The following is a 25125-nucleotide window of genomic DNA, read 5'->3' on the forward strand; positions in this document are numbered from 1 at the left end:
CACTATTTCATACATTATTTGTTATACTTCATAACAGGCGACGTCTGTCGGCTTGCGGGCATGGGTGTTTTTGCCTATTTTTGTCGTGCAGGTCGATGATGCAAGTCCGACGCCTGTTTCATAAAAAGGAAAACTGGACTGAATGTATAAACTATTAAAACTTTATTTGAGATGAAAAGAAACTTTATTTGTCTGGCCGCTCTGTTGTTACTGATGTCGTGTGGTAGCAAGCAGGCCAAAAGCCCCGACAAGGCAGAAGCCCCTATTGGAGCGAGCGATGCCGCCCAGGGTTACACCTACTCCAAAGTACTCGATAAGAAAATCCGCATCTTCGAGGAAGGTGCACGCGTCCTGTCGGCCACCGACCCGCAAGCCACGATGGCAGGCTATGTCGTGTTTCCGTCCGATTCGTCCAAGGCAGAAGTGTTCCTGCCACAGGAAACCGTCGTGTTGGACAAACGTGTCCGCCCTGATGGTACGGCCGTATGGAATGTGGAGGACGACGATACCTACATGCTGGAAAAGTGTGGTAACGAATGGTTGGTGAGTCGGGGTGGAAAGGTGTTGTATGCTTCGACCGGTTGTGAGAACCAGCTCAAGGCCGAGTTCGTGGGTGCGAAAGGAGAAAAACTTTCCGCCATCTTCTTCACCCAGGCAGGGGTGGCACAAATCCGCTACAACGGCATCGACTATCTGCTCCGCCAGTATGTCACCGCCTCGGGCTACGGCTATCGGAATCCGCTGGCCGACATCAGGGGGAAAGGACATCAGGTAACCCTCTCGCTCGCAGGAAATGACACGTCCATCGACTTTGTGGAGCAGAAATAAGTGAATCGAAATAAGTAAGCTATATAGAAGATATAAACCATGAAAAAATCAATGATGCTGGCCGTGGCTGCCTGCGTACTGGCTTCGTGCCACACGGCCACTCAAAAAGAAGAGAGAGAATTTGTAGGGAACTGGTTAGAGGTGATGCCTGTCAACTCCCAATTTACGCAGGGGGTGACGCTGAACGCCGACGGCACCGCTGCTTCCATCGGCATGGCTACGCTGAAGTATGAATCGTGGAGCCTGGCCGATGGCAAGCTGGTGCTCAACGGCAAGAGCATCGGCAATGGGCAGACGCTGGACTTTTCGGACACGCTGGACGTGGTGTCCCTCACGGCAGACTCCCTGAAGTTGGGCAAGAACGGTGCTTATCGCATCGATTACTATCGGGTGAAGGAAGTGCCTGTCTTGGGCAAGGACAAGGCGTTGCTCGACTCCCTTCGGAAGGCGGAAGGTACGGGTCAGTTGCAGACGCGCGTCTATCGTGGCACGTTGCCAGCCGCTTCATGCCCGGGCATCGTCTACGATATCACCCTCTACAACTACGAGCATAGCGGCGACGGCGTGTTCAGAGCGAGCCTCACCTACCTGGAGGCTGAGGACGGGAAGGACCAGACCTACGAGTTCTGCGGACGCCAGTACACCTTGCGTGGAAATGCCGTAGACAAGAACGCTACTGTCCTTCAGTTTGTGCCTTTCGACAAGGCTGAGGACACGATGAACTTCTTGTTCGGAGGTGACAAACTGACCATGCTCGACCGCGAGTTGCGACCGATTGACTCGAATTTGAACTACACTCTGCAATTGCAATAGACTTTCGTTGGCTGGCTGCGGGCTTTTTCGTACTTTTGCACTTTCATTTTTTAAATCATTTGAATACCTCTATGAAGTCGGACATCGAAATAGCTCGCAGCATCGAGCTCAAGAAAATCAAGCAGGTGGCTGAGAGCGTCGGCATACCTCGCGAAGAAGTGGAAAACTATGGCCGCTACATCGCCAAAATTCCCATTCATCTCATCGATGAAGAAAAAGTAAAGCAAAGCAATCTGATCCTGGTGACAGCCATCACGGCCACCAAGGCTGGTATTGGTAAGACGACCGTCTCCATCGGCTTGGCATTGGGATTGAACAAGATAGGCAAGAAGGCCATTGTGGCCTTGCGCGAACCTTCTTTAGGTCCCTGCTTCGGCATGAAGGGTGGGGCGGCAGGCGGCGGCTATGCGCAGGTACTGCCCATGGAGAAAATCAACCTGCACTTTACAGGCGACTTCCACGCCATCACCTCTGCCCATAACATGATTTCGGCCCTGCTCGACAACTACCTTTACCAGCATCAGGCCGACGGCTTCGGGCTGAAGGAAATCATCTGGCGGCGTGTACTCGACGTGAACGACCGCTCCCTGCGCAGCATCGTGACCGGCTTGGGACCGAGCACCAACGGCGTGACACAGGAGTCGGGCTTCGACATCACGCCTGCTTCGGAAATCATGGCCATTCTCTGCCTGGCTAAGGATCAGGACGACTTGCGCCGTCGCATCGAGAACATCATCCTCGGTTTCCGCTTCGACGGTACCCCCTTTACAGTGAAGGAATTGGGTGTGGCTGGAGCCATCACCGTCCTGCTGAAGGATGCCATCAACCCCAACCTGGTGCAAACCACGGAAGGCACGGCGGCATTCGTACATGGCGGTCCTTTCGCCAACATCGCCCATGGATGTAACTCCATTCTGGCTACGAAGATGGCGATGACCTTCGGCGACTATGTGGTGACGGAAGCTGGTTTCGGCGCCGATCTGGGTGCGGAAAAATTCTATAATATCAAGTGCCGCAAGAGTGGCTTGCAACCCAAGCTGACCATCATTGTGGCTACGGCCCAAGGATTGAAGATGCATGGTGGCGTGAGCCTCGACCGCATCAAGGAGCCGAGCATGGAAGGGTTGAAGCAGGGCTTTGGCAACCTGGACAAACACGTGCGCAACCTGCGTTCCTTCGGACAGACCGTCGTGGTGGCCTTCAATCGCTTTGCCAGCGATACGGATGAGGAGGTGGAAGCCATCCGCCGTCATTGCGAAGAGAAGCTGGGTGTGGGTTTCGCCATCAACAACGCCTTTGCAGAAGGAGGCGAAGGAGCCGTCGACCTGGCCCGTCTGGTGGTGGATACCATCGAACAACGGCCTTCCCAGCCGCTTGCCTTCACGTACGAAGAGACGGACAGCGTAGAGCGTAAGATCGAGAAAGTGGCCTGCAACCTCTATGGAGCGAGCGTGGTGACTTATAGTATTCATTCACGTAAAATGCTCAAACTCATTGAGCAGATGGGCATTACGCATTATCCGATTTGCATTGCCAAGACACAATATTCCTTCTCGGCCGATCCGAAGATTTATGGGGCGGTAGATAATTTTGAGTTCCACATCAAGGATATTGTCATCAACCATGGTGCCGAAATGATTGTGGCGATTGCGGGCGAAATCTTGCGTATGCCTGGCCTTCCCAAGGTGCCTCAGGCAGAACATATCGATATCGTAAACGGGTTGATAGAAGGGCTGAGTTAATGGAAAATTGAAAATGGAGAATTGAGAATTCAATTAGCAATTCCTATATAGAAGAAAAGAGTGCGCCCCAAGGGATGCACTCTTTTTTTTGTCTTAATTTTCTATTCTCAATTTACTCAATAAGCGAAGATCGGGTAGTTCTTCATTGTTTCATTGACGCGGGCGCGAACCTGTGCGATAACGGCTTCGTTGTCTACGTTGGAGAGCACAGTTTCGATCATTTCGGCAATTTCGAGCATCAGGTCTTCCTTGGCGCCACGAGTCGTGATGGCAGGCGTACCCAAGCGGATACCTGAAGTCTGGAAAGCTGAACGGCTGTCGAAAGGCACCATGTTCTTGTTGACGGTGATGTCGGCCGATACAAGGGCTTTCTCGGCTACTTTACCAGTCAGGTCGGGGTATTTCGTGCGAAGGTCGACGAGCATGGAGTGGTTGTCCGTACCGCCGCTCACGATGGAGAAGCCGCGGTCGATGAGCGCCTGTGCCAGCACGGCGGCGTTTTTCTGTACCTGTGCGGCATATTCCTTCCATTCGGGTTGGAGGATTTCGCCGAAGGCAACAGCCTTGGCAGCGATGACGTGCTCCAGTGGTCCGCCTTGAATGCCAGGGAATACGGCTGAGTCGAGCAGTTGTGACATCATCTTGATTTCGCCCTTCGGTGTCTTCTTGCCCCAGGGGTTGGGGAAGTCCTTGCCCATGAGGATGATACCGCCACGAGGGCCGCGGAGGGTCTTATGAGTGGTCGAGGTGACGATGTGGGCATACTTCACGGGGTTGTCCAGCAGGCCAGCGGCGATAAGGCCGGCGGGGTGTGCCATGTCGATCATCAGGATGGCGCCCACCTTGTCGGCTATTTCGCGCATGCGGCGGTAATCCCATTCGCGTGAGTAGGCCGAGCCGCCTCCGATAATCATCTTGGGGTGTTCGCGCAGGGCGATTTCCTCCATCTGGTCATAATCCACGCGTCCTGTTTCCTGGTTCAGGTTGTATTCACAGGGGTGGTAGATGATGCCCGACGTGTTCACCAGTGAGCCGTGCGACAGGTGTCCGCCATGAGTCAGGTTCAGGCCCATGAACTTGTCGCCAGGGTTGAGCACGGCCAGGAAGACAGCTGCGTTGGCTTGTGCGCCCGAGTGGGGCTGTACGTTGGCCCATTCGGCTCCGAATATCTGTTTGATACGGTCGATGGCGATCTGTTCGCTCTGGTCCACCACTTCGCAACCGCCGTAGTAGCGCTTGCCTGGGTAGCCTTCGGCATACTTGTTGGTGAGGCAGGAGCCCATGGCCTGCATGACTTGGTCACTTACGAAGTTTTCTGATGCGATCAGTTCAATGCCTTTGAGCTGACGTTGGTGTTCTTTTTCGATGATGTCGAAAATTAAATCGTCTCTTTTCATGTGTTTCTATAATAGATTAATAGTTCTTTCTTTAAGAAGTTTACAAATGTAAGCAAATAAATGAATATATGCGTCATTTTGTTTAAAAAAACACGCCAAACGAGAAACTGAGTACATTGTCTTTGCGGGTGAAGCGTATCTCTTTGTCAGGGATGTTTTCGCCGGGCGAAGGCTGGAGGTCGGGCATGTCGTAGGTGATTTTCTTAGAGATGTTGTGCAGGCCGATGTCGTAGCGGAAGTCGAAGAAGATGCGCGAAATGGTGACTGCTACGCCCACGGTCAGGCTGGCATTGAAGGGGTAAAGTTCTTCGCGGATGTTGTCCATGTTGAAGTTTTCGAAAGTGACTTTACTCTTTTTGTCCCAGATGTAGCGCAGCTTCGGTCCTCCGAAGACGGCCAGGCTGTAGGGGCCGTCCTTGATGATGTTGTAGCCGTAGATGACAGGGATTTCGACACTGTGGATAGACGAGGTGATGCTTCCCTGTTCGGGCAGGGTGCCTTCGGGAGCATTGTCTACGGGCAGCGGCTTGTCGAAGGTGATATTGCAACGGTTGATGGTGTAGGACAATTCGGGCTGCAGGAAGTGGCGGTCGAAATTGATGCGCATGAACAGGGAGGCGAAGTAGCCTATCTTGTAGTTGTTCTGCACCTGTTCTACATGGGTTCCGTTGATGCTGAGGTCGGACACGAGGAACAGAGAGGCGGTAAATCCGCCCTTGGCACCAAAGTTGATGGACGTTTCCGTCTTTCGCTTTTTCTTGTCAGCCTGTGCGTCGGCATCGGGGTTGGCCGACGGTTGTCCGTACGCCAGTGTGGAAGCCGTCAGCAGGGCAAGCAAGAGGGAAGCTCTGTTTCTTTTCATGTCGTTCCTTCGTTTGTCTGTTGTTTAACTTTTCTTCTTTTCGACGCTCCAGCCGAACTTGCCGATCTTGGGGCCCAGTTCGTAGTAGCCGCCGTGGACGTAGACCAGCGGATTCGTCTCGGCCAGTTCCAGCTTGCCCGTGTCGGGGTTCAGGTGGCTGGTTTCGGCGCGTACGTTCACCACGTCGGCGATAAACATGTCGTGCGAGCCCAGCGACACGATTTCCTTGACGCGGCACTCGATGCAGAGGGGCGACTCTTCGATGAGCGGTGCCTGCACCACGGTGCAACGTCCGGGTGTCAGATGCATTTCCTCGAACTTGTTGTAGTCGCGGCCCGAGCGTACGCCGCACCAGTCGGTGGCGCGTGCCATGTCCTTCGTGGTGAGGTTGATGACGAACTCCATGTTGCGGCGGATGATGTCGTAAGAGTGGCGTTCGGGGCGGACGGAGATGTAGCACATGGGTGGGTTGGTGCAGAGGGTGCCTGTCCAGGCCACGGTGAGTATGTTGTATTCCTCGGGCGTGCTTCCGCAGCTCACCAGGACGGCGGGCAGGGGGTAGATGAGGGTGCCGGGTTTCCAGTCTTCTTTCATTTCTTGAATGGAAAATTGATAATGGATAATGGATAATTATTTGTTGAGGCTGCTTTTGGTTGTTTTTACGATACTGATCAATAGTTTGAGAAGTTCTTCACAATCTTTGTTGATAGAGGCAAACTCGTGATCTTTCAAGTAATCGGTATCGTGTAGCAACGAAAGCCAGTAGGTCGTTTCGTTTGCTTCTTTCAAAGCAACATTCATCTTGTTCAGAAAATCGGCTTTGCTTTGTGCATGGGCCGATTCCTTAATCAGTGCGCCTATGGCCGTCCCGCTTCTCAACAACTGGTGGGCAATGGCGTATATCTTCTTGTTCTCGTCCAGATATTTGTACAAGTTGATGATACGGATGGAGAATTGATAACTCTTTTCCTCGACAACGTTGATTCTTTGTATTCTATCATCATTATCCATTATCAATTCTCCATTCTCCATTGATTAGATGATTTCGATTTCTTCCCTCGTCTGCTCCTTCTCGCAATAGTGGCACTTGATGACGCAGCGTTCCTTGTCGATGACGTGGAAGCGGGTGGGCATGGGCTCGTTGTTGGTGATGCACTTGGGGTTGGCACACTTCACGATGCCACGCAGCTCGTCGGGCAACACCAGTTCGCGCTTCTCCACCACCTCGTAGTTGCGGATGATGTTCAGCTTCACGTTGGGCGCCACGACGGCGATGCGGTTGATTTCGTCGTCGCAGAAGAACTTGTCGGCAATCTTGATGATGCCCTTCTTGCCCAGCTTCTTGCTGTTGAGGTTGAAGCCGATGGTGATGTTGTTGTTCATGTGCTCCAGGCCCAGCAGCGACACCACGGTAAACAGTTTTTCGGAGGGGATATGGTCGATGACGGTGCCGTTCTCCAGCGCGGCTACCTGCAATTCTTTCTTGTCGTTCATTTCTTTAATTGAAAATTGAAAATTGATAATTGATAATTTTTTGGGGGGACTGACAATGGAAATGATTCACTAATTTTCCATTATCCATTCTCCATTTTCAATTCATCCAAAGTGATGCCCAGCACGTCGCAGAGGATGGCTTCGCGGGCGTAGAGGCCGTTCTGCGCCTGCTGGAAGTAGTAGGCCTTGGGGCTTTCGTCCACGTCGTAGGCAATCTCGTTCACGCGGGGCAGGGGGTGCAGGATGCGCAGGTTGGGGCGGGTGTGCTCCAGCATCTTGCGGCGCAGGATGTAGACGTTCTTCACGCGCTCGTACTCCATCAGGTCGGTGAAGCGTTCGCGCTGCACGCGCGTCATGTACAGGATGTCCGCTTCGGCGATGGTCTCCTCGGTGAAGTCCGTGTGCTCCACGTAGCGGATGCCGTGCTCGCGGCAGTATATCTTATATTCTTCGGGCATCTTCAGTTCGTCGGGGGCGATGAAGTGGAAGGTGGGGTTGAAGTGGCGCATGGCCATCAGCAGCGAGTGGACGGTGCGTCCGTATTTCAGGTCGCCCACCAGGAAGATGTTCAGGTTCTCCAGCGTGCCCTGCGTCTTGTAGATGGAGTAGAGGTCGAGCATCGTCTGCGAGGGGTGCTGGTTGGCGCCGTCGCCGGCGTTGACGATGGGCACGTCGGTCACCTCGCTGGCATAGCGGGCGGCTCCCTCCAGGTAGTGGCGCATCACGATGATGTCGGCATAGTTGCTCACCATCTTGATGGTATCCTTCAGCGTCTCGCCCTTCGACGAGCTGGTAGCCTTGGGGTCGCTGAAGCCGATGACGCGTGCGCCCAGGCGGTTGGCCGCCGTCTCGAAGCTGAGGCGTGTGCGCGTCGAGGGTTCGAAAAATAAGGTTGCCACGACCTTTCCGTCCAGCAGGTGGCGGTTGGGACGTTCTTCAAACTGCTTCGCCATTTCCAGCATGTAGAGTATTTTTTCCTTGCTGTGCTCGGCGATGGTCACTAAACTTCTGTTTTCCATATTGTTGTTGTTTCTTGTTAATTTTGAATAAGACAGGAGGCGGTTCGGGATAAAAATATCTGAAACGAGTTTCGATATTTGTTCTCCTCTCACCTTTCACTGCCTTTCGAGTGTGTAAAGGTAGGCAAAAACTGCGGTAGTTGGAAGCTTGTGCCCCGTTTTTTTTCCGTCCGCCGCCATTTTTCCTCCCGTCCCTACAAAGGTAGGCATCTCCCGCCGAAGCGCCAAAAATAGAGCCTCGCCGGCGTCTGAAAAGGTGTTAACGAAGCCGTCCTGTTGTGTTAATAAAACTAATGCATTGTTTCTCAGTCGGGAAAACGATGCTTTCGTGCGGGCGGGGCGGCGCGTTGTGGCGAGGCATCGAGCATCCTCTTTTCCGTCCGATTGTCACATTCGGGGAAAGGGTATGTCTGCTGAATCAGGATATGTGTCCGGAAAAGCAGGAAACTGTCTGCTTGTTCAGGAAACGGAGTGTCCGGCTGCTCGGGAAAACAGGCTGTTTGTGCCTGCCGAATGCTGTGGGAAGATGGATTTTTATTCACATTCGTTAACTTACATAATTACAAATTACAATTACAGTTAGGTCAATATCGTTTTTTGCTCGCTTCTCCCATGCCCCTTATATATATGTTTATTATATTATATATTATATATATAATTATAATATATATATAATATATAATATAATAAATTTATAATATACTATTTAATCTGATGGATGCGGAAACTCACTTTCGTCTAACTGTAATTGTAATTTGTAATTGTGTAAGTTAAAAAGTGTTTATCAGAAGGACTGCCGGACAGACATGCGTTTTCGGCCTTGGAAAGCCGCCAAAAAGTGCAAACACTCTTGTGTAATTGCGCCGGAAGTTGTATCTTTGCACGTTATTAAATCAAAGTAAAAACGAAACGCTGAACATGATAAAGAAAGTCATCATAACCCTCTGGATACTGCTGGCCGTCATGCTGCTGGCATGCGTGCTGGTGTTCACCTCCATCTCGAAAGGCTGGATAGGCTACATGCCGCCCGTCGAAGACCTGGAGAACCCTAACTACAAGTTTGCCACGCAGGTCTTCTCGGCCGACGGCAAGACGCTGGGCACCTATTCGTACAGCAAGGAAAACCGCGTCTACGTGGGCTATCAGGATCTGTCGCCCCACATCATCAACGCCCTCATCGCCACGGAAGACGTGCGCTTTGCCGAGCATTCGGGCATCGACGTCAAGGCCCTGTTCCGTGCCGTGGTGAAGCGCGGCCTCCTCTTCCAGAAGAACGCCGGCGGCGGCAGCACCATCACCCAGCAGCTGTCCAAACAGCTCTATTCGCCCAGTGCGGAGAGCACGTTGGAACGACTCTTCCAGAAGCCCATCGAGTGGGTCATCGCCGTCAAGCTGGAGCGCTACTACACGAAGGAGGAAATCCTGACGATGTACCTCAACAAGTTCGACTTCCTGAACAACGCCGTGGGCGTGAAGACCGCCGCCTATACCTACTTCAACTGCGACCCCAAGGACCTCAAGATTGAGGAGGCCGCCACGCTGGTGGGCATGTGCAAGAACCCCTCGCTCTTCAACCCCGTGCGCCGCAACGAGCGCACCCGCGGGCGCCGCAACGTGGTGCTCGACCAGATGCGCAAGGCCGGCTACCTGACCCGGGCGCAGTGCGACTCCCTGCAGGCCCTGCCCCTGAAGCTGAAGTACAACCGCGTGGACCACAAGGAAGGCCCCGCGCCCTACTTCCGCGAATACCTGCGCACGGTGCTGACGGCCAAGAAGCCCGACAAGTCCGACTACCGCGGCTGGCAGATGCAGAAGTTCTACGAAGACTCGCTCGACTGGGAGACGAACCCCCTCTACGGCTGGTGCGAGAAGAACGCCCGCAAGGACGGCAAGAAGTACAACCTCTATACCGACGGACTGAAGATATACACCACCATCGACTCGCGCATGCAGCAGTATGCCGAGGAGGCCGTGACCGAGCACCTCAAGGAGTTGCAGGGCTACTTCTTCAAGGAGAAGAAAGGCCGCAAGAAGGCTCCCTACAGCTTCCGCCTGACGCAGGAGCAGGTCGATGAAATCCTGTTGCGCAACATCCGCCAGACCGACCGCTACCGCCTGATGAAGAAGGGCGGCGCTTCGGAGAAGGAAATCATGAAGGCCTTCAACACCCCGCAGGAGATGTCGGTCTTCAGCTGGGCGGGCGAAGTGGACACCGTGCTCACGCCGCTCGACTCCATCCGCTACTACAAGCACTTCCTGCGCGCCGGCTTCATGTCGATGAACCCCCGCAACGGACACGTGCTGGCCTATGTGGGCGGCCCCAACTACCACTACTTCCAGTACGACATGGCCATGGTGGGCCGCCGTCAGATTGGTTCGACCATGAAGCCCTACGTCTACGCCCTGGCCATGGAGAACGGCTTCTCGCCCTGCGACGAGGCACGCCACGTGTCCTACACCCTGCTCGACGAGAACGGCATCCCCTGGACGCCCCGCAACGCCAACAACAAGCGCATCGGCGAGATGGTGACCCTGAAGTGGGGCCTGGCCAACTCCGACAACTGGATTACTGCCTACCTCATGAGCAAGCTCAACCCCTACGAACTGAAGCGCCTGGTGCAGACCTTCGGCGTGCGCAACCGCGAAATCGTGCCCAGCGTGTCGCTCTGCCTCGGCCCCTGTGAGATATCCGTCGCCGAGATGGTGAGCGCCTACACCGCCTTCCCCAACCGCGGCATCCGCGTGGCTCCGCTGCTCGTGACCCGCATCGAGGACAACGAGGGCAACGTGCTGGCCACCTTCTCGCCCGAGATGAACGAAGTCATCAGCACCTCCAGCGCCTACAAGATGCTCGTCATGCTGCGTGCCGTCATCAACGAAGGTACCGGCGGCCGTGTGCGCCGTCTGGGCGTCAAGGCCGACATGGGCGGCAAGACGGGTACCACCAACTACAACGCCGACGGCTGGTTCATGGGCTTCACCCCCTCGCTCGTATCGGGTTGCTGGGTGGGCGGCGAAGACCGCGACATCCACTTCGACACCATGCTCCACGGACAGGGAGCCTCCATGGCCCTGCCCATCTGGACGAAATACATGAACAAGGTCTATGCCGACAAGACGTTGGGTTACGACGAGACGGAGACCTTCCAACTGCCCGAGAACTACGATCCCTGCAAGGACAACGGCGAGGTGTACGAGGAGGTGGACGAACCGACGCCCGACATGGGGCTGGACGACCTGTTCAACTGACGTGCCGCGATGGAGTACCTGGTGAGCATCGGTAGCAACGAAGGCCGCCGTCAGAACATGCTTCTGGCGCGCAGGCGCTTGTCGGAACTCTTTGCCGACATCCGCTTCTCTTGCGAAGAAGAGACCGCTCCCTTGTACCTGCATCGTCCCTGCCGGTTCTCCAACCAGGTGGCCTGCTTCCATTCCGACCTCTGCGCCGACGAGGTGCGTGCCTGCTTGAAAGCCATCGAGCGCGAGGCAGGCCGTATGCCCGAGGACAAGTCGCGCGAGATTGTGCGGCTGGACATCGACCTCCTGTCGTGCGACGGCCGTGTGCTGAAGCCTGCCGATATGGAGCGCGGCTACGTTCGCCAGGGGCTGAAAGAACTAATGAATAATGGATAGTGGATAATTGGTTATGGATAATTTTCCATTTTCAATTCTCAATTTTCAATTCAAGAAATGATAGACAGAACTCTCCAACCCGAAATAAAAAAGCCTGAACACCTGAAGGTGCAGGCGCCCGAACGAATAACACTGCCCAATGGCGTCGCCCTCAATGTGCTCAACGCAGGCGATAACGAGGTGGTGCGCATCGACATCCTGATGGCAGGCGGCCGTTGGCATCAGAGCCAACCCTTGCAGGCACTGTTCACCAACCGCATGCTGCGCGAAGGCACACACCGCTATACTGCCGCCCAGATAGCCGAACGGCTGGATTACTATGGTGCGTGGCTCGACCTGTCGAGCGCATCGGAGCATGCCTTTGTCACCCTCTATTCGCTCAACAAATACCTGCCCCAGACGTTCGACGTGCTGGAGAGCCTGGTCAAGGAGCCGCTTTTCCCCGACGACGAGCTGGCCACGGTGGTGGAGAACAACGTCCAGCAGTTCAAGGTGAATATGCAGAAGGTGGACTTCCTGGCGCATCGCGGGTTGATGGAAAACCTCTATGGCGCAGGACATCCCAGCGGTCGGATGGTGGGCGAAGCCGACTATCGCCGCATCACGTCCGACGTGTTGCGTGATTTCTACAACCGCCACTACCATGCGGCCAACTGCTCGATATACGTGGCCGGCAAGGTGACGGACGACTGCTTGCGGCGGTTGGAAACCTGCTTTGGGACGGGGCATTTCGGCGCTTCTGTCCGTCAGACCGAGCGCGTGCATTTTGAACCTACTCCCGCAGACGTCCGCCGTGTGTTCGTCGAGCGCCCCGATGCCATGCAGAGTGCCGTCAGGATGGGCATGCTGACCATTCCCTGCCACCATCCCGACTATCAGAAACTGCGTGTGTTGGTCACTGTCTTTGGAGGATACTTCGGCAGTCGCCTGATGTCGAACATCCGTGAGGAGAAAGGCTACACCTATGGTATTTCCGCAGGACTTGTCTCCTGTCCGGGCAGCAGCGTGCTGTTCATCTCTTCCGAGACGGCCAACGAGTATGTGGAGCCCCTCATCGACGAAGTATATCGCGAGATGGACCGCCTTTGCCATGAGCCTGTGGGCAACGAAGAACTCTCCATGGTGAAGAACTACATGCTGGGCGAGCTGTGCCGCAACTACGAGTCGGCCTTCTCCCTGTCTGACGCCTGGATTTATCTTCAGACCTCCCGTCTGCCGGCTACTTACTTTGGAGAAGTGCAGGAAGCCATCAGTCAGGTGACGGCTGAGGAACTGCTTCATCTGGCACAAAAATATTTTTGCAAAGAGAATTTAAACGAAGTGGTATCGGGTAAAAAAATGTCCTAAAAAGCAATAGGGCATTTTCCGCTGTCGGGGATAAATTGTACCTTTGTGAGTTGAGTTGTATAAAAGTAAAGAGATTGTCAGCATGAAAATAAACTGTCTATATATAGCACTTGTATGCGCCTGTCTCTCCCAAGGGGCTGTGGCGCAGAGCGAAGGAGGCTTCTTCAGCAAGTTGAAAGGATCGCTTTCTTCGGAAGTAAAGATCGGTACCTATACCTTCAAGGACGGCTCTGTCTACAATGGCGAGATGAAAGGCCGCAAGCCGAGTGGAAAAGGAAAAACCGTATTCAAGTCGGGCGATACCTACGAGGGTGAGTACGAGAAAGGCAAGCGTCAGGGATATGGCGTCTATACCTTCTCTGACGGCGAACGCTACGAAGGACAATGGTATCAGGACCAGCAGCATGGAAAGGGTATCTACTATTTCCTGAACAACAACCGCTATGAAGGCATGTGGTATCAGGACTTCCAAAGCGGCGAGGGCACCATGTACTACTACAACGGCGACGTCTACGAAGGAAACTGGCAGAACGACAAGCGCGAAGGACAAGGTTCCTACACGTGGAAAAACGGTTCGAAGTACACAGGTTCGTGGAAGAACGACAAGAAGAACGGAACTGGAACCCTCGTATGGAACGACGGTAGCCGTTACGAAGGCCATTGGAAGGACGATTTCCGTAGTGGTGAAGGTACCTTCGAATATGCCAACGGCGATAAATATACGGGCGAATGGAAGGAAGACATGCAGCACGGAAAGGGTATCTATACCTTCCACACGGGCGACCGCTACGAAGGTTCCTACGTGCAGGGCGAGCGTACAGGCGAAGGCATCTACATCCATGCCAACGGCGACAAGTACGTGGGTGGTTTCATGAACGGCCGTCAGCATGGCAAGGGAACATTCACGTGGGCCAATGGTGCTGTCTACGACGGCGATTGGGCTGACAACGAACGAAACGGCTATGGTGTCTACAAGTGGAACAACGGCGACTCTTACGAGGGCGAATGGAAACACAATCAATTTGACGGGCAAGGGAAGCTGAAGATGGCGGACGGAACACGCTACGAAGGCGGATTTGTCAACGGATTGGAGGAAGGAAAAGGCATTCAGACGGACAAAGATGGAAATACGGCTGAAGGCGTCTTCAAGCAAGGCAAGAAAGACGGCCTCTTTGTAGAGAAAGACAAGAATGGTAAGTTGATCCGCCAGATAACCTACAAGATGGGACGTATTGCTCCCAACAACTGATCCTTAACGATAAGACAAAATAGAAAGGGCTGCATCCATACGATAGAAGAAGGATGCAGCCCTTTATTATTGTTGACTGTTCGTATCAGTTTAGATCAGATATTGTGAGCTGATAGATTCGTTGTTCACTACTCGTCTGATGGTTTCGGCAAACATGTCGGCGATGCTGAGCTGTTTTACTTTCGCACATTTCTTGGAGTAGGGGATACTGTCGGTAAATACCATCTCTGTCAGACCAGACTCTTGTACGCGGAACGAAGCAGGATCGGACATTACGCAATGGCTGGCAATGGCACGTACGGACTTGGCGCCTGCGGCCAGCATGATGTCGGCTGCTTTGGTGATGGTGCCTGCCGTGTCCACGATGTCGTCTACCAGGACAACGTTCTTGTCTTTTACGTCACCGATGATCTGCATGGAAGCAACCTCGTTGGCTTTCTCGCGCGACTTGTTGCAAAGTACCAGGGGCACACCCAGGTATTTGGAGAACGTGCTGGCACGCTTCGAACCTCCTACGTCGGGCGTAGCAATAACCAAGTCTTCCAGCTTGAGCGACTGGATGTAGGGCAAGAATACGGCCGATGCATACAGGTGGTCTACAGGAATGTCGAAGAAACCTTGGATCTGGTCAGCATGCAGGTCCATCGTGATCAGACGGTCGATACCGGCTACAGAGAGCAGGTCGGCTACCAGCTTGGCGCCGATGGAAACACGTGGCTTGTCTTTTCTGTCCTGACGGGCCCAGCCGAAGTAAGGCACAACGGCATTGATGGTCTTGGCAGATGCGCGCTTGGCAGCGTCAATCATCAGCAACAGTTCCATCAGGTTGTCCGAGTTGGGGAAAGTGGACTGAACCAGAAAAACATTTGCTCCGCGGATGGATTCCTCGTAAGAAACGGCGAACTCACCATCGGCAAAGTGGGTGATGTTCATTTGTCCCAGCGGGCAATTCAGGCTTGCGCAGATTTTCTCTGCAAGGTATCTCGAGTTTGTTCCTGAGAATACCAAAAAAGGTGCTTTTTCGCTCATTGTATTATTAATAGAAGTTACCTATTTTTGTTAAACTTCTGCAAAGGTAGGTATTTCTTGCCGATTTCCCCAAGACTTCTGTTACAAAAATGTAATGTGCCTTTTTTCCTTCCGATTGTCTCGAAGGATGGCTATTCCTTTGCCTGGCTTTGTGTAATGATAATAAACGTTTTTTCTTTGCTTTCCTGCAAGGTTATTATGGATTTTATTCGTAGCTTTGTTTCTATGCAGAAAAGAATGTTCGGACGACATAGGAAACTATCGGTGTGGAGCTGTTTGCTTGTGATGTGTGGGGTAATGGCTTCGTGTACAGGCATGGCTCCGCGTGCAGAAGTGCATCGGGTAGACTCGCTGAACCAGGCTGCATACAGCTTTCGTTACAAGAACCTCGATTCGCTGTACGAGGCGGCAGAGCAGGCGTCGCAAAGTGTTCGCTTCTATCGGTCGGGCAAAGCCGAAGCTTGCAACAATCTGGCTTTTCATGCCTTCATGCAGATGGATTACGAGAAGGCAGAAGAATTGTATTTGTCCGTCCGCGACCAGACGCAGAACGAGCTGGAGCTGCTGGTGGCCGATATCGGCCTGATGAGGGTCTATCAGCGTACGGCCATGAACAAGGAATTCTATGATTATCGCATCAGTGCCCTGCGTCGCCTGAACCGCATTGCCGAGGACGATGCGCTCTTTGCCGAAGGGCGTGGGCGCAAGCGGCTGGAATATGCCCGTGCGGAGTTCTACCTGGTGTCGGCTGTCTATTACTATTATCTGCAACAACGTTCCGAAGCGTTGGAATGCATCAGGCGTGTGCCCGAAGTGACCACTTTGGCGGCAGACACCAGCCAATGGCTCCAATATCATTACCTCCGTGGCATGGCAGGACTTGTGGACGGCCAGACGATGGAGGAGCGAAGTTTGCGTGAGTTTGATGAATTGTATGCCACCTGGCTGGGTGCGTCGCATACAGATTATCTTTATTTTGAAGCGGCAGGCATTCAGGGGCTGGCAGGGCTGATGGCTTCGCCCGAGTCCTATGAACTCTTCCGCACCCATCGGGGGCATGCCTTGGAGAGGTTTGGGCTGCCTGTAGACACGCTTCTTCCCATGCGATTGGGACAGCTTGCTCTACAGAAGTTTGCTCAGTATGGTGATATTTACCAGCTTGCAGGCACTTACGTGTCGATAGGGTGCTATCTGAACGAACATGGACGCTACGAGGAGGCGTTGGATACGTTGCAGGTAGCGCTTGACTATGTGAACAGGCATCACCAGCGCTATTGTCATGCAGAAGATAGCCTTGATTTTCTGAAAATGTTCGACCGTCGTGATGCCATCCCTGTAGAGCAGGGCTGGATGAAGCATAAGCTGAAGACTGTACCCGAATGGATCTCGCGCATCCGCGAACAGCTCAGTGTGTCCTATGCCGGGCTGGGCAGGAAGGAATGTTCGGATTATAACCGAAACATTTATCTGGACATCTTGGACGATACCCGTCAGGACAAAGAATTGGAAAGCCGCTACGAGGCTTTGGAGAAAGGCGTGCGTCAGCTGAACTTGTGGTCGCTGGTGGTAGTGACAGGTATCATAGCCGTGCTTGTCTTCTTCTGGTTCTTCAATCGGCGTTCGAAGGCACGCAACAAGGAACATCTACGACGATTGCAGCTCTTGCTGGATGTGGGCCAGAAGATAACCGCTTCTATCCCTACCGATGCCCAGGCAGAGGAGGAAGTGGCCGATGCCATCTGTCGTGCCATAGCCGACGATGTAGAGAAGCTTTTTGGTACAAAAGATTTCTGTATCGAAGATCGCAGGTTGGCGTTTCCGCATCTGCAAATGGGGCGCGATCAGATGGCTGCATGGAAGATACTGAACCCCTATGTGCAATGGGCGTTGGAGAATGGTATGGCTACCATTACCTTGGGCGACGAACGGCGTAGGCTGGAGAAACAACGCTACGTCTACGAGCGGCACATAGCCGACAACAAGCGGCGCAATCTGGAGAAGAAAGCCTGCCTGGCCATTGTCAATGGCATTTATCCTTATATAGACCGTTTGGCCAACGAGGCGGACAAGCTGACGCGCAAGGGTCTTGTCAGTCAGGTAGAAGTCCGAGCGGAGAAGTATCAGTACATGGACGAACTGGTGACGACCATCAATGAATACAATGACATCCTGGCCCTGTGGATCAAGATGAAGCAGGGAGCGCTGAGCCTCCATGTGGAGAACTTCGAACTCAACGACCTGTTTACGTTGTTGGGCAAAGGCAGACGTGTGTTCGAAATGCGCAGGCAGACGTTCGAGGTAGTGCCTACCGACGCTTGTGTGAAAGCCGATCGGGCACTGACCTTGTTTATGCTGAATACAATGGTAGAGAACGCACGCAAGTATACGCCGCAGGGAGGACACGTGAAAGTATATGCTGAAAGTTGTGGGGATTATGTGGAAATCTCGGTGGAGGATACAGGGCGTGGATTGTCGAAGGAAGATGTCCTCTGTCTGACCGAAGAAAAAATCTACGATCCGAAAGCCATTGGTATGAATGATGCCGACGACCGCGACGAGCTGAAGGAGAGCAAGGGCAGTGGTTTCGGATTGATGAACTGCAAGGGGATCATCGAAAAATATCGGAAAACGAATGCGCTTTTCAGCGTGTGCAAGTTTGGTGTTGAGAGCGAGCTGGGCAAGGGAAGCCGTTTCTACTTCCGCCTGCCTGTAGGGGCGAGGAAGGCACTGGCATTGCTTGTGATAGTGTTGTCAGCAGGGCTGGTATCGTGCGAGGGAGGAAATACGCAGGCAGGGACGAAGCAGGCGGTTGATTCATTGTCGGTCGTTGGGCAGGACTCTCTGTCGCAAATCGAGGATGGGGCCTACGACGAGCTGTTACTGTGGGCGTCAGACTATGCCAATGCGGCCTACTATAGCAACATCGACCGCCAATACGAGCAGACGTTGGCGTATGTCGATTCCGCCATGTGGTGCCTGAACGAGCATGCCGACAGATATGGCGATGGGCGTGTCGACGCGCCGATGACATTGGAGGGCGAGGGCAGTGCGGCAGAGTTGCAATGGTGGAATGCCTGGTTTGATACGGACTACCATGTGATATTGGACATTCGCAACGAGGCGGCGGTGGCCTTTATGGCGTTGAAGCGCTGGGATGCCTATCGGTATAACAACGATGCCTATACTGCCCTCTACAAATTGCTGGGTGAGGACCAGTCGCTGGAAGACTATTGCCGCCAGTTGGAGCGATCGGCCAGCAACCGCATGGTAGGCATTTGGCTGACGGTCTTTCTTTTCTTCGTTTTGGCGTTGGGGTATTATTTCCTTTACTTCCGCAAGCGGTTGGTCGATCGTTGGAACTTGGAGCAGGTGCTCGAGATAGACAGCCTGGTGTTCAAAGCCTCGCGCATGACTCCTCGTGAGGCAGGAAGCGAGGAAGAAGGCTTGGAGTTGATTCCCCAGCGGATTGTGGATGAAACTTTTCATGCCGTCAACGAACTTGTCGGCATCGACCGTTTGGGCATTGCGATCTATAATGAAGATGCGCGTCATTGGGATTATGCATGTAGCCCTCGTGGGGCAAGAGGCGACGAAAGCATAGAGATACGACTGATAAAACAGTGCTTTGAGGAGCAGAAAACACTGTTTTCCTCAAGCACACAAATGCTGCCGCTGATGGTGGAGGCAGGAGGGGCCAAGCGCTGTATCGGCGTTCTGCATTTGGAGCGCAGGCAGGGCATGGAGCAGGAAAGCGACCAATTGCTGCTGGAACTGATGGCGCGCTATTTGTCCATCGTGCTTTTCAATGCAGTGGTAAAATTGGCTACCAAATACCGCGATATCGAGCTGGCGGAGGACGAGGCGCGGAGAGCTTCCTATGAAGACAGCCAGCTGCATGTGCAAAATATGGTGCTGGACAACTGCCTGTCTACCATCAAGCACGAGACGCTCTACTATCCGAATAGGATAAAACAGTTGGTCGGAAGGCTCCGTTCGCAGACCTTGGATGCAGCTAGCGAAGAAGAAACCGTCAAAGATATCAAGGAATTGGTCGAATACTATCGAGGCATATTTACGTTGCTCAGTTCCTGCGCTTCGCGCCAGTTGGAAGAGGTGACTTTCCGACGGATGGTCATCCCTGTGGCAGAACTTCTAAAGTCGGCTGAAAAATACTTTCGTAAGGCAGTGAAAGATAGTCGGGCTTCAGTCACGCTGACCATAGAGGGCGAGGCAGAAGGGCAGGTAGTGGGCGATGTCCATCAGTTGCATTTTCTGTTCGAAAACCTGATAGACGAAGCATTGTCAGTGCCTGCGAGTGGAGAATTGCGTCTTCAGGCAAGTGCGGATGGCAAGTTTGTCCGCTTCTGCTTTACAGATACCCGACGTGGGAAGACGCAGGACGAATTGAACCATTTGTTCTATCCGAACCTGGAGCGGATGACTTCTGGCAAGGATGGGCGCTTGCAAGGGACGGAATACCTGATATGCAAGCAGATTGTTCGCGACCATGACGAATATGCAGGGCGGCGTGGCTGTCGCATCAATGCGGAGCCTGCCCGAGATGGTCGGGGATTTACGCTCTATTTTACAGTACCTTGCAAATAGGAAAAAGAAAATAAGGAATTTATAAAAACGATAGATACGATGAAATATAAAGTAATCATAGTAGAAGATGTAAAATTGGAGTTGAAGGGAACGGAAGAAATTTTCCGCCATGAGATTCCTGATGCGGAGGTGATCGGCACCGCCATGACAGAACAGGAATTTTGGCCGCTGATGGAAAAGGAACTGCCCGATCTGGTATTGCTCGATTTGGGGCTGGGAGGTTCCACAACAATCGGGGTTGATATCTGTCGAAACATCTTTCGCAAGTATCCGGGCGTGCATGTATTGATATTCACAGGTGAAATCTTGAATGAAAAGTTGTGGGTGGATGTACTGGATGCAGGAGCCGATGGAATCATCCTGAAGACTGGCGAACTGCTGACAAAAACAGACGTGCAGGCGGTAATGGACGGTAAGAAACTGGTTTTCAATTATCCCATTCTGGAGAAGATCGTAGAGCGATTCCGCCGTTCGGTACTGAACGAGGCCAAACGTCAGGAGGCCATCATCAGCTACGACATTGACGAGTATGACGAACGTTTTTTGCGACATCTGGCATTAGGCTACACAAAAGAGATGATTGCCAATCTGAAGGGAATGCCGTTTGGCGTGAAGTCGTTGGAGAAGCGTCAGAACGATTTGGTAGGTCGCCTTTTCCCACACAACGAAGGAGGGAGCGTGAATGCTACCCGTCTGGTTGTACGTGCCTTGGAGTTGAGGATACTTGATATAGACAATTTGGAAGCGGATGAAGAGTAAGCGATACATCTGGCACCCAGCTACCGTATTCTTTCTGTTGGCATGTCTGGTCGTGTTTTTGTCATGGATTTCAGAAGTCTATGGCATGAACATTGTGCGCTCAGAAACGGGAGAGGTCATTCGTGTCCGAAGTCTGCTGAGTCCCGAAGGTTTGCGCTGGCTTTTGCGCCATGTCGTAGAGAATTATGTGGAGTTCAGGGCATTGGGACCAGTCCTGCTGGTTGTGGCTGGCGTAAGTGTATGCTTGCATTCAGGTTTGGCGGATGCGTGTATGCGGAAATGGGGATGGTCTTATTGCCATCGGACAAGCGAATGCCGCCAATTGTCACGCAAAGAGCGGAGGGCTCTACAGAATTCCATCTTGGTAGGGATTGTCTATTGGATCATTGTATTGTTTGCAACCTTCTCTCCGTGGGCGGTATTGCGTGGCATTGATGGGGGATTGGTTCGTTCCCCCTTTGTAGATGGCTTTTCGTTCTTGTTTGCAATGGGAGCGGTATTGATGGGGACGTGTTATGGCTTTATCAGCGGCCGTTATCGGCGTGACTATGATGTCGTGAATGGGATGTTGTACCTGTCTCGATTCATGGTTCTCTATCTGGTCGTCTGCTTTTTCGCCTCTCAGATGTTCGCTTGCTTGGATTATTCTCGTTTGGATACTTGTATCAGCGGATGGATACTGGCCAACTGGGGGTGGCAAGGACAGCAGATTGTGTCCTTTTTGATACAATATATCCCCTTATTGGTTGTCTGCTGGTACTATTTCAGCAGGGACAAACAATGAATTTTATGTTTTCTCTGAAGTTTTACTCCTATTTTTTTGCAGTTTCGACAAAAAGAACTACCTTTGCACCGCAATTAAGGCTGGTTCCGTAGCTCAGCTGGATAGAGCAACGCCCTTCTAAGGCGTGGGTCTTGCGTTCGAATCGCAACGGAATCACAAAGAAGGAAGTTCTTAAAAGTGTTGATTATCATGCTTTTATGCTTCCTTTTTTTCGTTCTATATTCCTACCGCCTGATTAAAAAAAAGATTTTTATGTCCATTTTTGGACACAATCACTTGTCTAAAACTTGTCTTTCTTTTAATCGTCATGGCAACTCTCAAACTTTCTATATTAAAATATAAGGTGCTTAAGAATGGTAAGCATAAAATACGTGTTGCTGTATGCCATCATCAAGACACGTGTTATATACCAACAAAGATTGAGCTTGACTCTACATCCCAATTCAAGAACGGCCAAGTTGTAAAAAGGCCAGATGCTGCTGTTCTCAATACTAAATTGAGGAACCTACTAAACTCTTATCAAGAAAAGCTTGACAAGATAGAGAACATTTCCATTTATGACTGCAAGCAGTTAAGGCAATTACTATTGAATTCAACAACGGCTAAAGAGGAAGCTACCTTTCAAGCAGTGTGCCGAAAATATATCTCTGAGCTGGAAGAGGAGGGTAGGAATAGTTACGCCACTCTGCTGGAAAGAAACAGCCGGTATTTTACAGAGTTCACCAAAGGGGACATTCTTCTTTCAGATATAACACCTGTCCTAATTGAGGGGTATTCCAGGTTTCTGAAGGTCAAGAAGGGAGTAGGGGACACTACCCTTGGGATGATGATGTCCAGAACACGAACCATCATCAACAGAGGCGTGAAGCAGCAATTAGTAAAGTACGACGTCCATCCATTCCTGAATTATTCTATCTCGGCACCCAACATTCGGGAAGTGGATTTGCCCATTGAGGTATTCAACAAAATACGTCTGGCCCATCCGAAAGAGAAAAAGCTTCGGGTGGCGCACGACTTGTTCTGTCTCTCTTTCTACCTCGGAGGGATAAACCTCATAGATCTACTGCAAATCAATTTCAAGAACGTGGAAGTACTGGAGTACATCAGAACAAAATCACGGAACACAACGCATGGCACAAGGACAATCAGCTTCAGCATTCCTTCACAGGCAAGAGATATCATAAATCTGTGGATGAACAAAAACACCGGAAGGCTCGACTTTGGGTATAAATTCTCATATCCAAACTTCTCACGGTACTTAACTCGTTCACTTGCTTCTTTGGCCAAGGAGTTGGGGATTACTGAGAAGGTTGTCTATTACTCGGCCAGAAAGTCTTTCGCCCAGTACGCCTCGGAAATAGGCATCCCTGACGGGATAATAGACTACTGCTTGGGCCACTCGGACAAATCCAAAGGGGTGATAAGGTATTACACCAAAGTCCGGCAGAAACAGGCGGACATGGCCATTGCTCGTGTGATAGATTACGTGAACAACCCTGAGAAGTATAAGGAATATATTGAACTGAGGTCTGATATTATGCTGATGAGAGGATAATTTGTCCGACACTTCTTTACTTGTTTTGTGTATGCGGCAATGAAGCCGCTACATAAAATCAATATAAGATGCAACAAATTATCAAAAATTGTCCATGCTCATTGCAAGTATGGATTGGAGCAGGTGAACCTGTTCTGGAAGAGGATGGTCTTTACTTCTCCCGCAAGGATGAAGTAAGGGAGTATTTAAACAGGAAACTCCAAAAGTTCAAAGGTGAGATGGTGGAGTGCTACGTTTATCAATTCTACAATGGTAAACCGCGTGAGATACCAGTGTGCTTTAGGGTGAAGTAGACTGAGATTAAAATGAAATCCCCGACTACCATTAAGCAGCCGGGGATACATTTGTTAGTTTTTAGCCATAACCTCTGTTATTGCACGACGAAGATACTACTTTTTTCGAGACTTGTATATCATCCAGCCGACAATTATCAGAGCAAAAGCGATGATAATCCCGAATGCCCATCCGCCCAGCTCCAGCTTCATCTGTTGCCAGCGGGTGAGCTCCTTCTCTACCGGATACGGTACCTTCACCTCCTTGGTAACCGTCACCTCTTTAGACGGAAGGTAGATGGTATCCTGTTGCGTCCGCATCTTCGCCAGTAGATTGCCGAGGCTGTCAATAGCCAGCTGGGCCTGTGCATTCTTGCTGTTGGCGATATCAAGCCAAGACAGGACTACCTTTCCATTCTCATCACACTCCAGTAGTGCCCGAATAGTAGCGCTGTCAGGTGGCAACTGAACTTCAACCAGCTTCTCTACGACTATACTATCTACGCTACTTTCGACTGGTACGTATTTCACGCTCCGACATGAACATATTGTTGACATCAGAAATATGATGCACACCCATTTTCGTGAACTTACGAAAATGTTCCTGAATGTATTTAGTCCCCGTATCATACGCTCAAGTATTCGCATATCCCATCGACATGCAATTCGACAATAGCCTTCTTTCCTTCCTCGGAAAGCAGGTAGTCCACATCATCCTTGTTGTCCTGAAAAAGGTTTTCAGTGAGTACTGCCGGGCACTTGGTGTGCTTGAGTATGTACAGGTGCCCTTCCTTGTCAGGATCACCGTCTGTCTCGTCCTTGCGCAATTTGAAGCCTTCCCGTTCGGCTGCATTATACAGGCAGGTTGCCAGCTTGTCCGCTTTTGTCTGTCTGACACTGGTCCACGCCTCCCAGCCTCGGGCACTCATCCACTCCGCTCCACTTCCTGCAGCATTGCAGTGGATAGAAACAAGGATGGCTTCACTGGCCTTGTATTCGTTCACCCGCTTGCACCGCTCGGCCAGCGGCACATCTACTTCTTCTCGCACGATACGTTCCGCATCGAGGCCACGCTTGCGGAGTTCATGCACTACACGTTCTGCAATTTCACGGGTATAGGCATATTCCATCAGCCTACCGTCCGGTGAACGCTTTCCGGCGGTATTACTCCCGTGACCGTTATCAATCAGTATTTTCATAATTCATTTCTTTTAGTTAATTTTGCAGCGATATACTCTCCCTAGATCCGGATGAGTATGCTTCCAAGCTAAGGGATTATCCGCAAGGATAGTCCCTTTATTTTTTCTCCTCCTTAATCATCTTGATTATTTTCTCGGCATCCTCGGTCGTGAGGCACTTCACTATCTTGGCAGCCACATCAGCCACTTCAGCTGCATGACTACGTTTCCGGCGTAGATTCTCGACCACAGAAAAGCCTTCGACAAATAAGACACCTGCAGTGCCGATGATGGCACCGTAAGGCAGATTGTACCAAGGGAAGCACAGCCCAAGGATGTCAATTAACACGAAGATGATTATCAGCCTGAAGTAATCAACAATCTTCACGCCAGTCTTGCGAAGTGGCTTGCTGCGGATTTTTTCCTTGTTGGCTCTGGCAGCATCTATACCTGTCCACATGTCCATCAAACATGCAATACAGATTAGCATGGAACAGATAAAAATGATGGTAACACCTCCTCGGATATCTTGTACGATAAATTTCAAGTACTCTTCCAT

At 51.8% G+C, this 25125-nt stretch carries 22 protein-coding genes and 1 tRNA gene; 12 read left to right on the top strand and 11 right to left on the bottom strand.

Annotated elements, in window-relative coordinates; translation table 11 throughout:
• Positions 1-171 precede the first annotated feature (171 nt).
• The 3 genes from HF894_RS02420 (at position 172) to HF894_RS02430 (ending at position 3383) form a co-directional block, all read left to right on the top strand.
• Complete coding sequence (locus HF894_RS02420; RefSeq protein WP_204970963.1) at positions 172-828, top strand: MliC family protein; 657 nt, start codon at positions 172-174, stop codon at positions 826-828.
• Positions 829-867: 39 nt separating this feature from the next.
• Positions 868-1641, top strand: a complete 774-nt coding sequence (locus HF894_RS02425; RefSeq protein WP_204970964.1) for a lipocalin family protein — start codon at positions 868-870, stop codon at positions 1639-1641.
• A 71-nt stretch (positions 1642-1712) separates the two neighbouring features.
• Positions 1713-3383, top strand: coding sequence for a formate--tetrahydrofolate ligase (locus HF894_RS02430; protein WP_075317055.1), 1671 nt, complete (start codon positions 1713-1715; stop codon positions 3381-3383).
• 116 nt (positions 3384-3499) lie between these two features.
• On the opposite strand, the gene glyA is transcribed toward HF894_RS02430, so the two are convergent.
• From glyA to HF894_RS02465, 7 genes are all read right to left on the bottom strand, one after another.
• A complete protein-coding gene (gene glyA, locus HF894_RS02435) occupies positions 3500-4780 on the bottom strand; it encodes a serine hydroxymethyltransferase (protein ID WP_204970965.1) in 1281 nt (426 codons plus the stop codon).
• Positions 4781-4862: 82 nt separating this feature from the next.
• Positions 4863-5642, bottom strand: coding sequence for a porin family protein (locus HF894_RS02440; protein ID WP_021848141.1), 780 nt, complete (start codon positions 5640-5642; stop codon positions 4863-4865).
• A 24-nt stretch (positions 5643-5666) separates the two neighbouring features.
• The gene (locus HF894_RS02445) at positions 5667-6236 is read right to left on the bottom strand and encodes a flavin reductase family protein (RefSeq protein ID WP_021848140.1); all 570 of its coding nucleotides are present in this window, start codon (positions 6234-6236) and stop codon (positions 5667-5669) included.
• A 36-nt stretch (positions 6237-6272) separates the two neighbouring features.
• Positions 6273-6674: a four helix bundle protein gene (locus HF894_RS02450; RefSeq protein WP_246593106.1), complete on the bottom strand. Its 402-nt coding sequence runs from the start codon at positions 6672-6674 to the stop codon at positions 6273-6275.
• 3 nt (positions 6675-6677) lie between these two features.
• Entirely contained in the window at positions 6678-7136 is a 459-nt protein-coding gene (pyrI, locus tag HF894_RS02455; protein WP_022020337.1) for an aspartate carbamoyltransferase regulatory subunit, read from the bottom strand.
• A gap of 80 nt (positions 7137-7216) precedes the next feature.
• Complete coding sequence (pyrB, locus tag HF894_RS02460) at positions 7217-8155, bottom strand: aspartate carbamoyltransferase (protein WP_204970966.1); 939 nt, start codon at positions 8153-8155, stop codon at positions 7217-7219.
• Positions 8156-8460: 305 nt separating this feature from the next.
• Entirely contained in the window at positions 8461-8697 is a 237-nt protein-coding gene (locus HF894_RS02465) for a hypothetical protein (RefSeq protein WP_204970967.1), read from the bottom strand.
• 376 nt (positions 8698-9073) lie between these two features.
• On the opposite strand from HF894_RS02465, the gene HF894_RS02470 reads away from it, so the two are divergent.
• The 4 genes from HF894_RS02470 (at position 9074) to HF894_RS02485 (ending at position 14384) form a co-directional block, all read left to right on the top strand.
• A complete protein-coding gene (locus tag HF894_RS02470) occupies positions 9074-11404 on the top strand; it encodes a transglycosylase domain-containing protein (RefSeq protein WP_204970968.1) in 2331 nt (776 codons plus the stop codon).
• A 9-nt stretch (positions 11405-11413) separates the two neighbouring features.
• A complete protein-coding gene (locus HF894_RS02475) occupies positions 11414-11788 on the top strand; it encodes a 2-amino-4-hydroxy-6-hydroxymethyldihydropteridine diphosphokinase (protein WP_204970969.1) in 375 nt (124 codons plus the stop codon).
• 57 nt (positions 11789-11845) lie between these two features.
• Positions 11846-13135, top strand: coding sequence for a M16 family metallopeptidase (locus HF894_RS02480; protein WP_204970970.1), 1290 nt, complete (start codon positions 11846-11848; stop codon positions 13133-13135).
• 88 nt (positions 13136-13223) lie between these two features.
• Complete coding sequence (locus tag HF894_RS02485) at positions 13224-14384, top strand: MORN repeat-containing protein (RefSeq protein WP_204969796.1); 1161 nt, start codon at positions 13224-13226, stop codon at positions 14382-14384.
• 90 nt (positions 14385-14474) lie between these two features.
• Here HF894_RS02485 and HF894_RS02490 read toward each other — a convergent pair whose 3' ends face one another.
• Positions 14475-15413, bottom strand: coding sequence for a ribose-phosphate pyrophosphokinase (locus HF894_RS02490; protein WP_075317049.1), 939 nt, complete (start codon positions 15411-15413; stop codon positions 14475-14477).
• Positions 15414-15710: 297 nt separating this feature from the next.
• On the opposite strand from HF894_RS02490, the gene HF894_RS02495 reads away from it, so the two are divergent.
• The 5 genes from HF894_RS02495 to HF894_RS02515 all read left to right on the top strand — a co-directional run bounded on the left by HF894_RS02495 (position 15711) and on the right by HF894_RS02515 (position 23116).
• Positions 15711-20018 (top strand): DUF5113 domain-containing protein, encoded by a 4308-nt coding sequence (locus tag HF894_RS02495; RefSeq protein ID WP_204971123.1) that lies wholly within the window; start codon positions 15711-15713, stop codon positions 20016-20018.
• Between the two features lie 39 nt (positions 20019-20057).
• Entirely contained in the window at positions 20058-20777 is a 720-nt protein-coding gene (locus HF894_RS02500; RefSeq protein ID WP_021846145.1) for a DUF5932 domain-containing protein, read from the top strand.
• On the top strand, positions 20767-21561 hold the full coding sequence (locus HF894_RS02505; protein ID WP_204970971.1) for an AbgT family transporter: 795 nt from the start codon (positions 20767-20769) through the stop codon (positions 21559-21561). The genes HF894_RS02500 and HF894_RS02505 overlap by 11 nt, the downstream gene beginning before the upstream one ends.
• A gap of 82 nt (positions 21562-21643) precedes the next feature.
• A tRNA-Arg gene (locus HF894_RS02510) sits at positions 21644-21717 on the top strand.
• Between the two features lie 151 nt (positions 21718-21868).
• Positions 21869-23116, top strand: coding sequence for a site-specific integrase (locus HF894_RS02515; RefSeq protein ID WP_204970972.1), 1248 nt, complete (start codon positions 21869-21871; stop codon positions 23114-23116).
• Positions 23117-23505: 389 nt separating this feature from the next.
• Here the strand turns inward: HF894_RS02515 and HF894_RS02520 are convergent, their stop codons facing one another.
• From HF894_RS02520 to HF894_RS02530, 3 genes are all read right to left on the bottom strand, one after another.
• Positions 23506-23919, bottom strand: a complete 414-nt coding sequence (locus HF894_RS02520) for a hypothetical protein (protein ID WP_317196516.1) — start codon at positions 23917-23919, stop codon at positions 23506-23508.
• Positions 23920-24014: 95 nt separating this feature from the next.
• Entirely contained in the window at positions 24015-24587 is a 573-nt protein-coding gene (locus tag HF894_RS02525) for an N-acetylmuramoyl-L-alanine amidase (protein WP_204970974.1), read from the bottom strand.
• 97 nt (positions 24588-24684) lie between these two features.
• On the bottom strand, positions 24685-25125 hold the full coding sequence (locus HF894_RS02530) for a phage holin family protein (protein ID WP_204970975.1): 441 nt from the start codon (positions 25123-25125) through the stop codon (positions 24685-24687).

Origin of the sequence: Caecibacteroides pullorum (genome assembly GCF_019239235.1) — a bacterium.
In the GTDB taxonomy this organism is placed as follows: Bacteria; Bacteroidota; Bacteroidia; order Bacteroidales; family Bacteroidaceae; genus Bacteroides; species Bacteroides pullorum.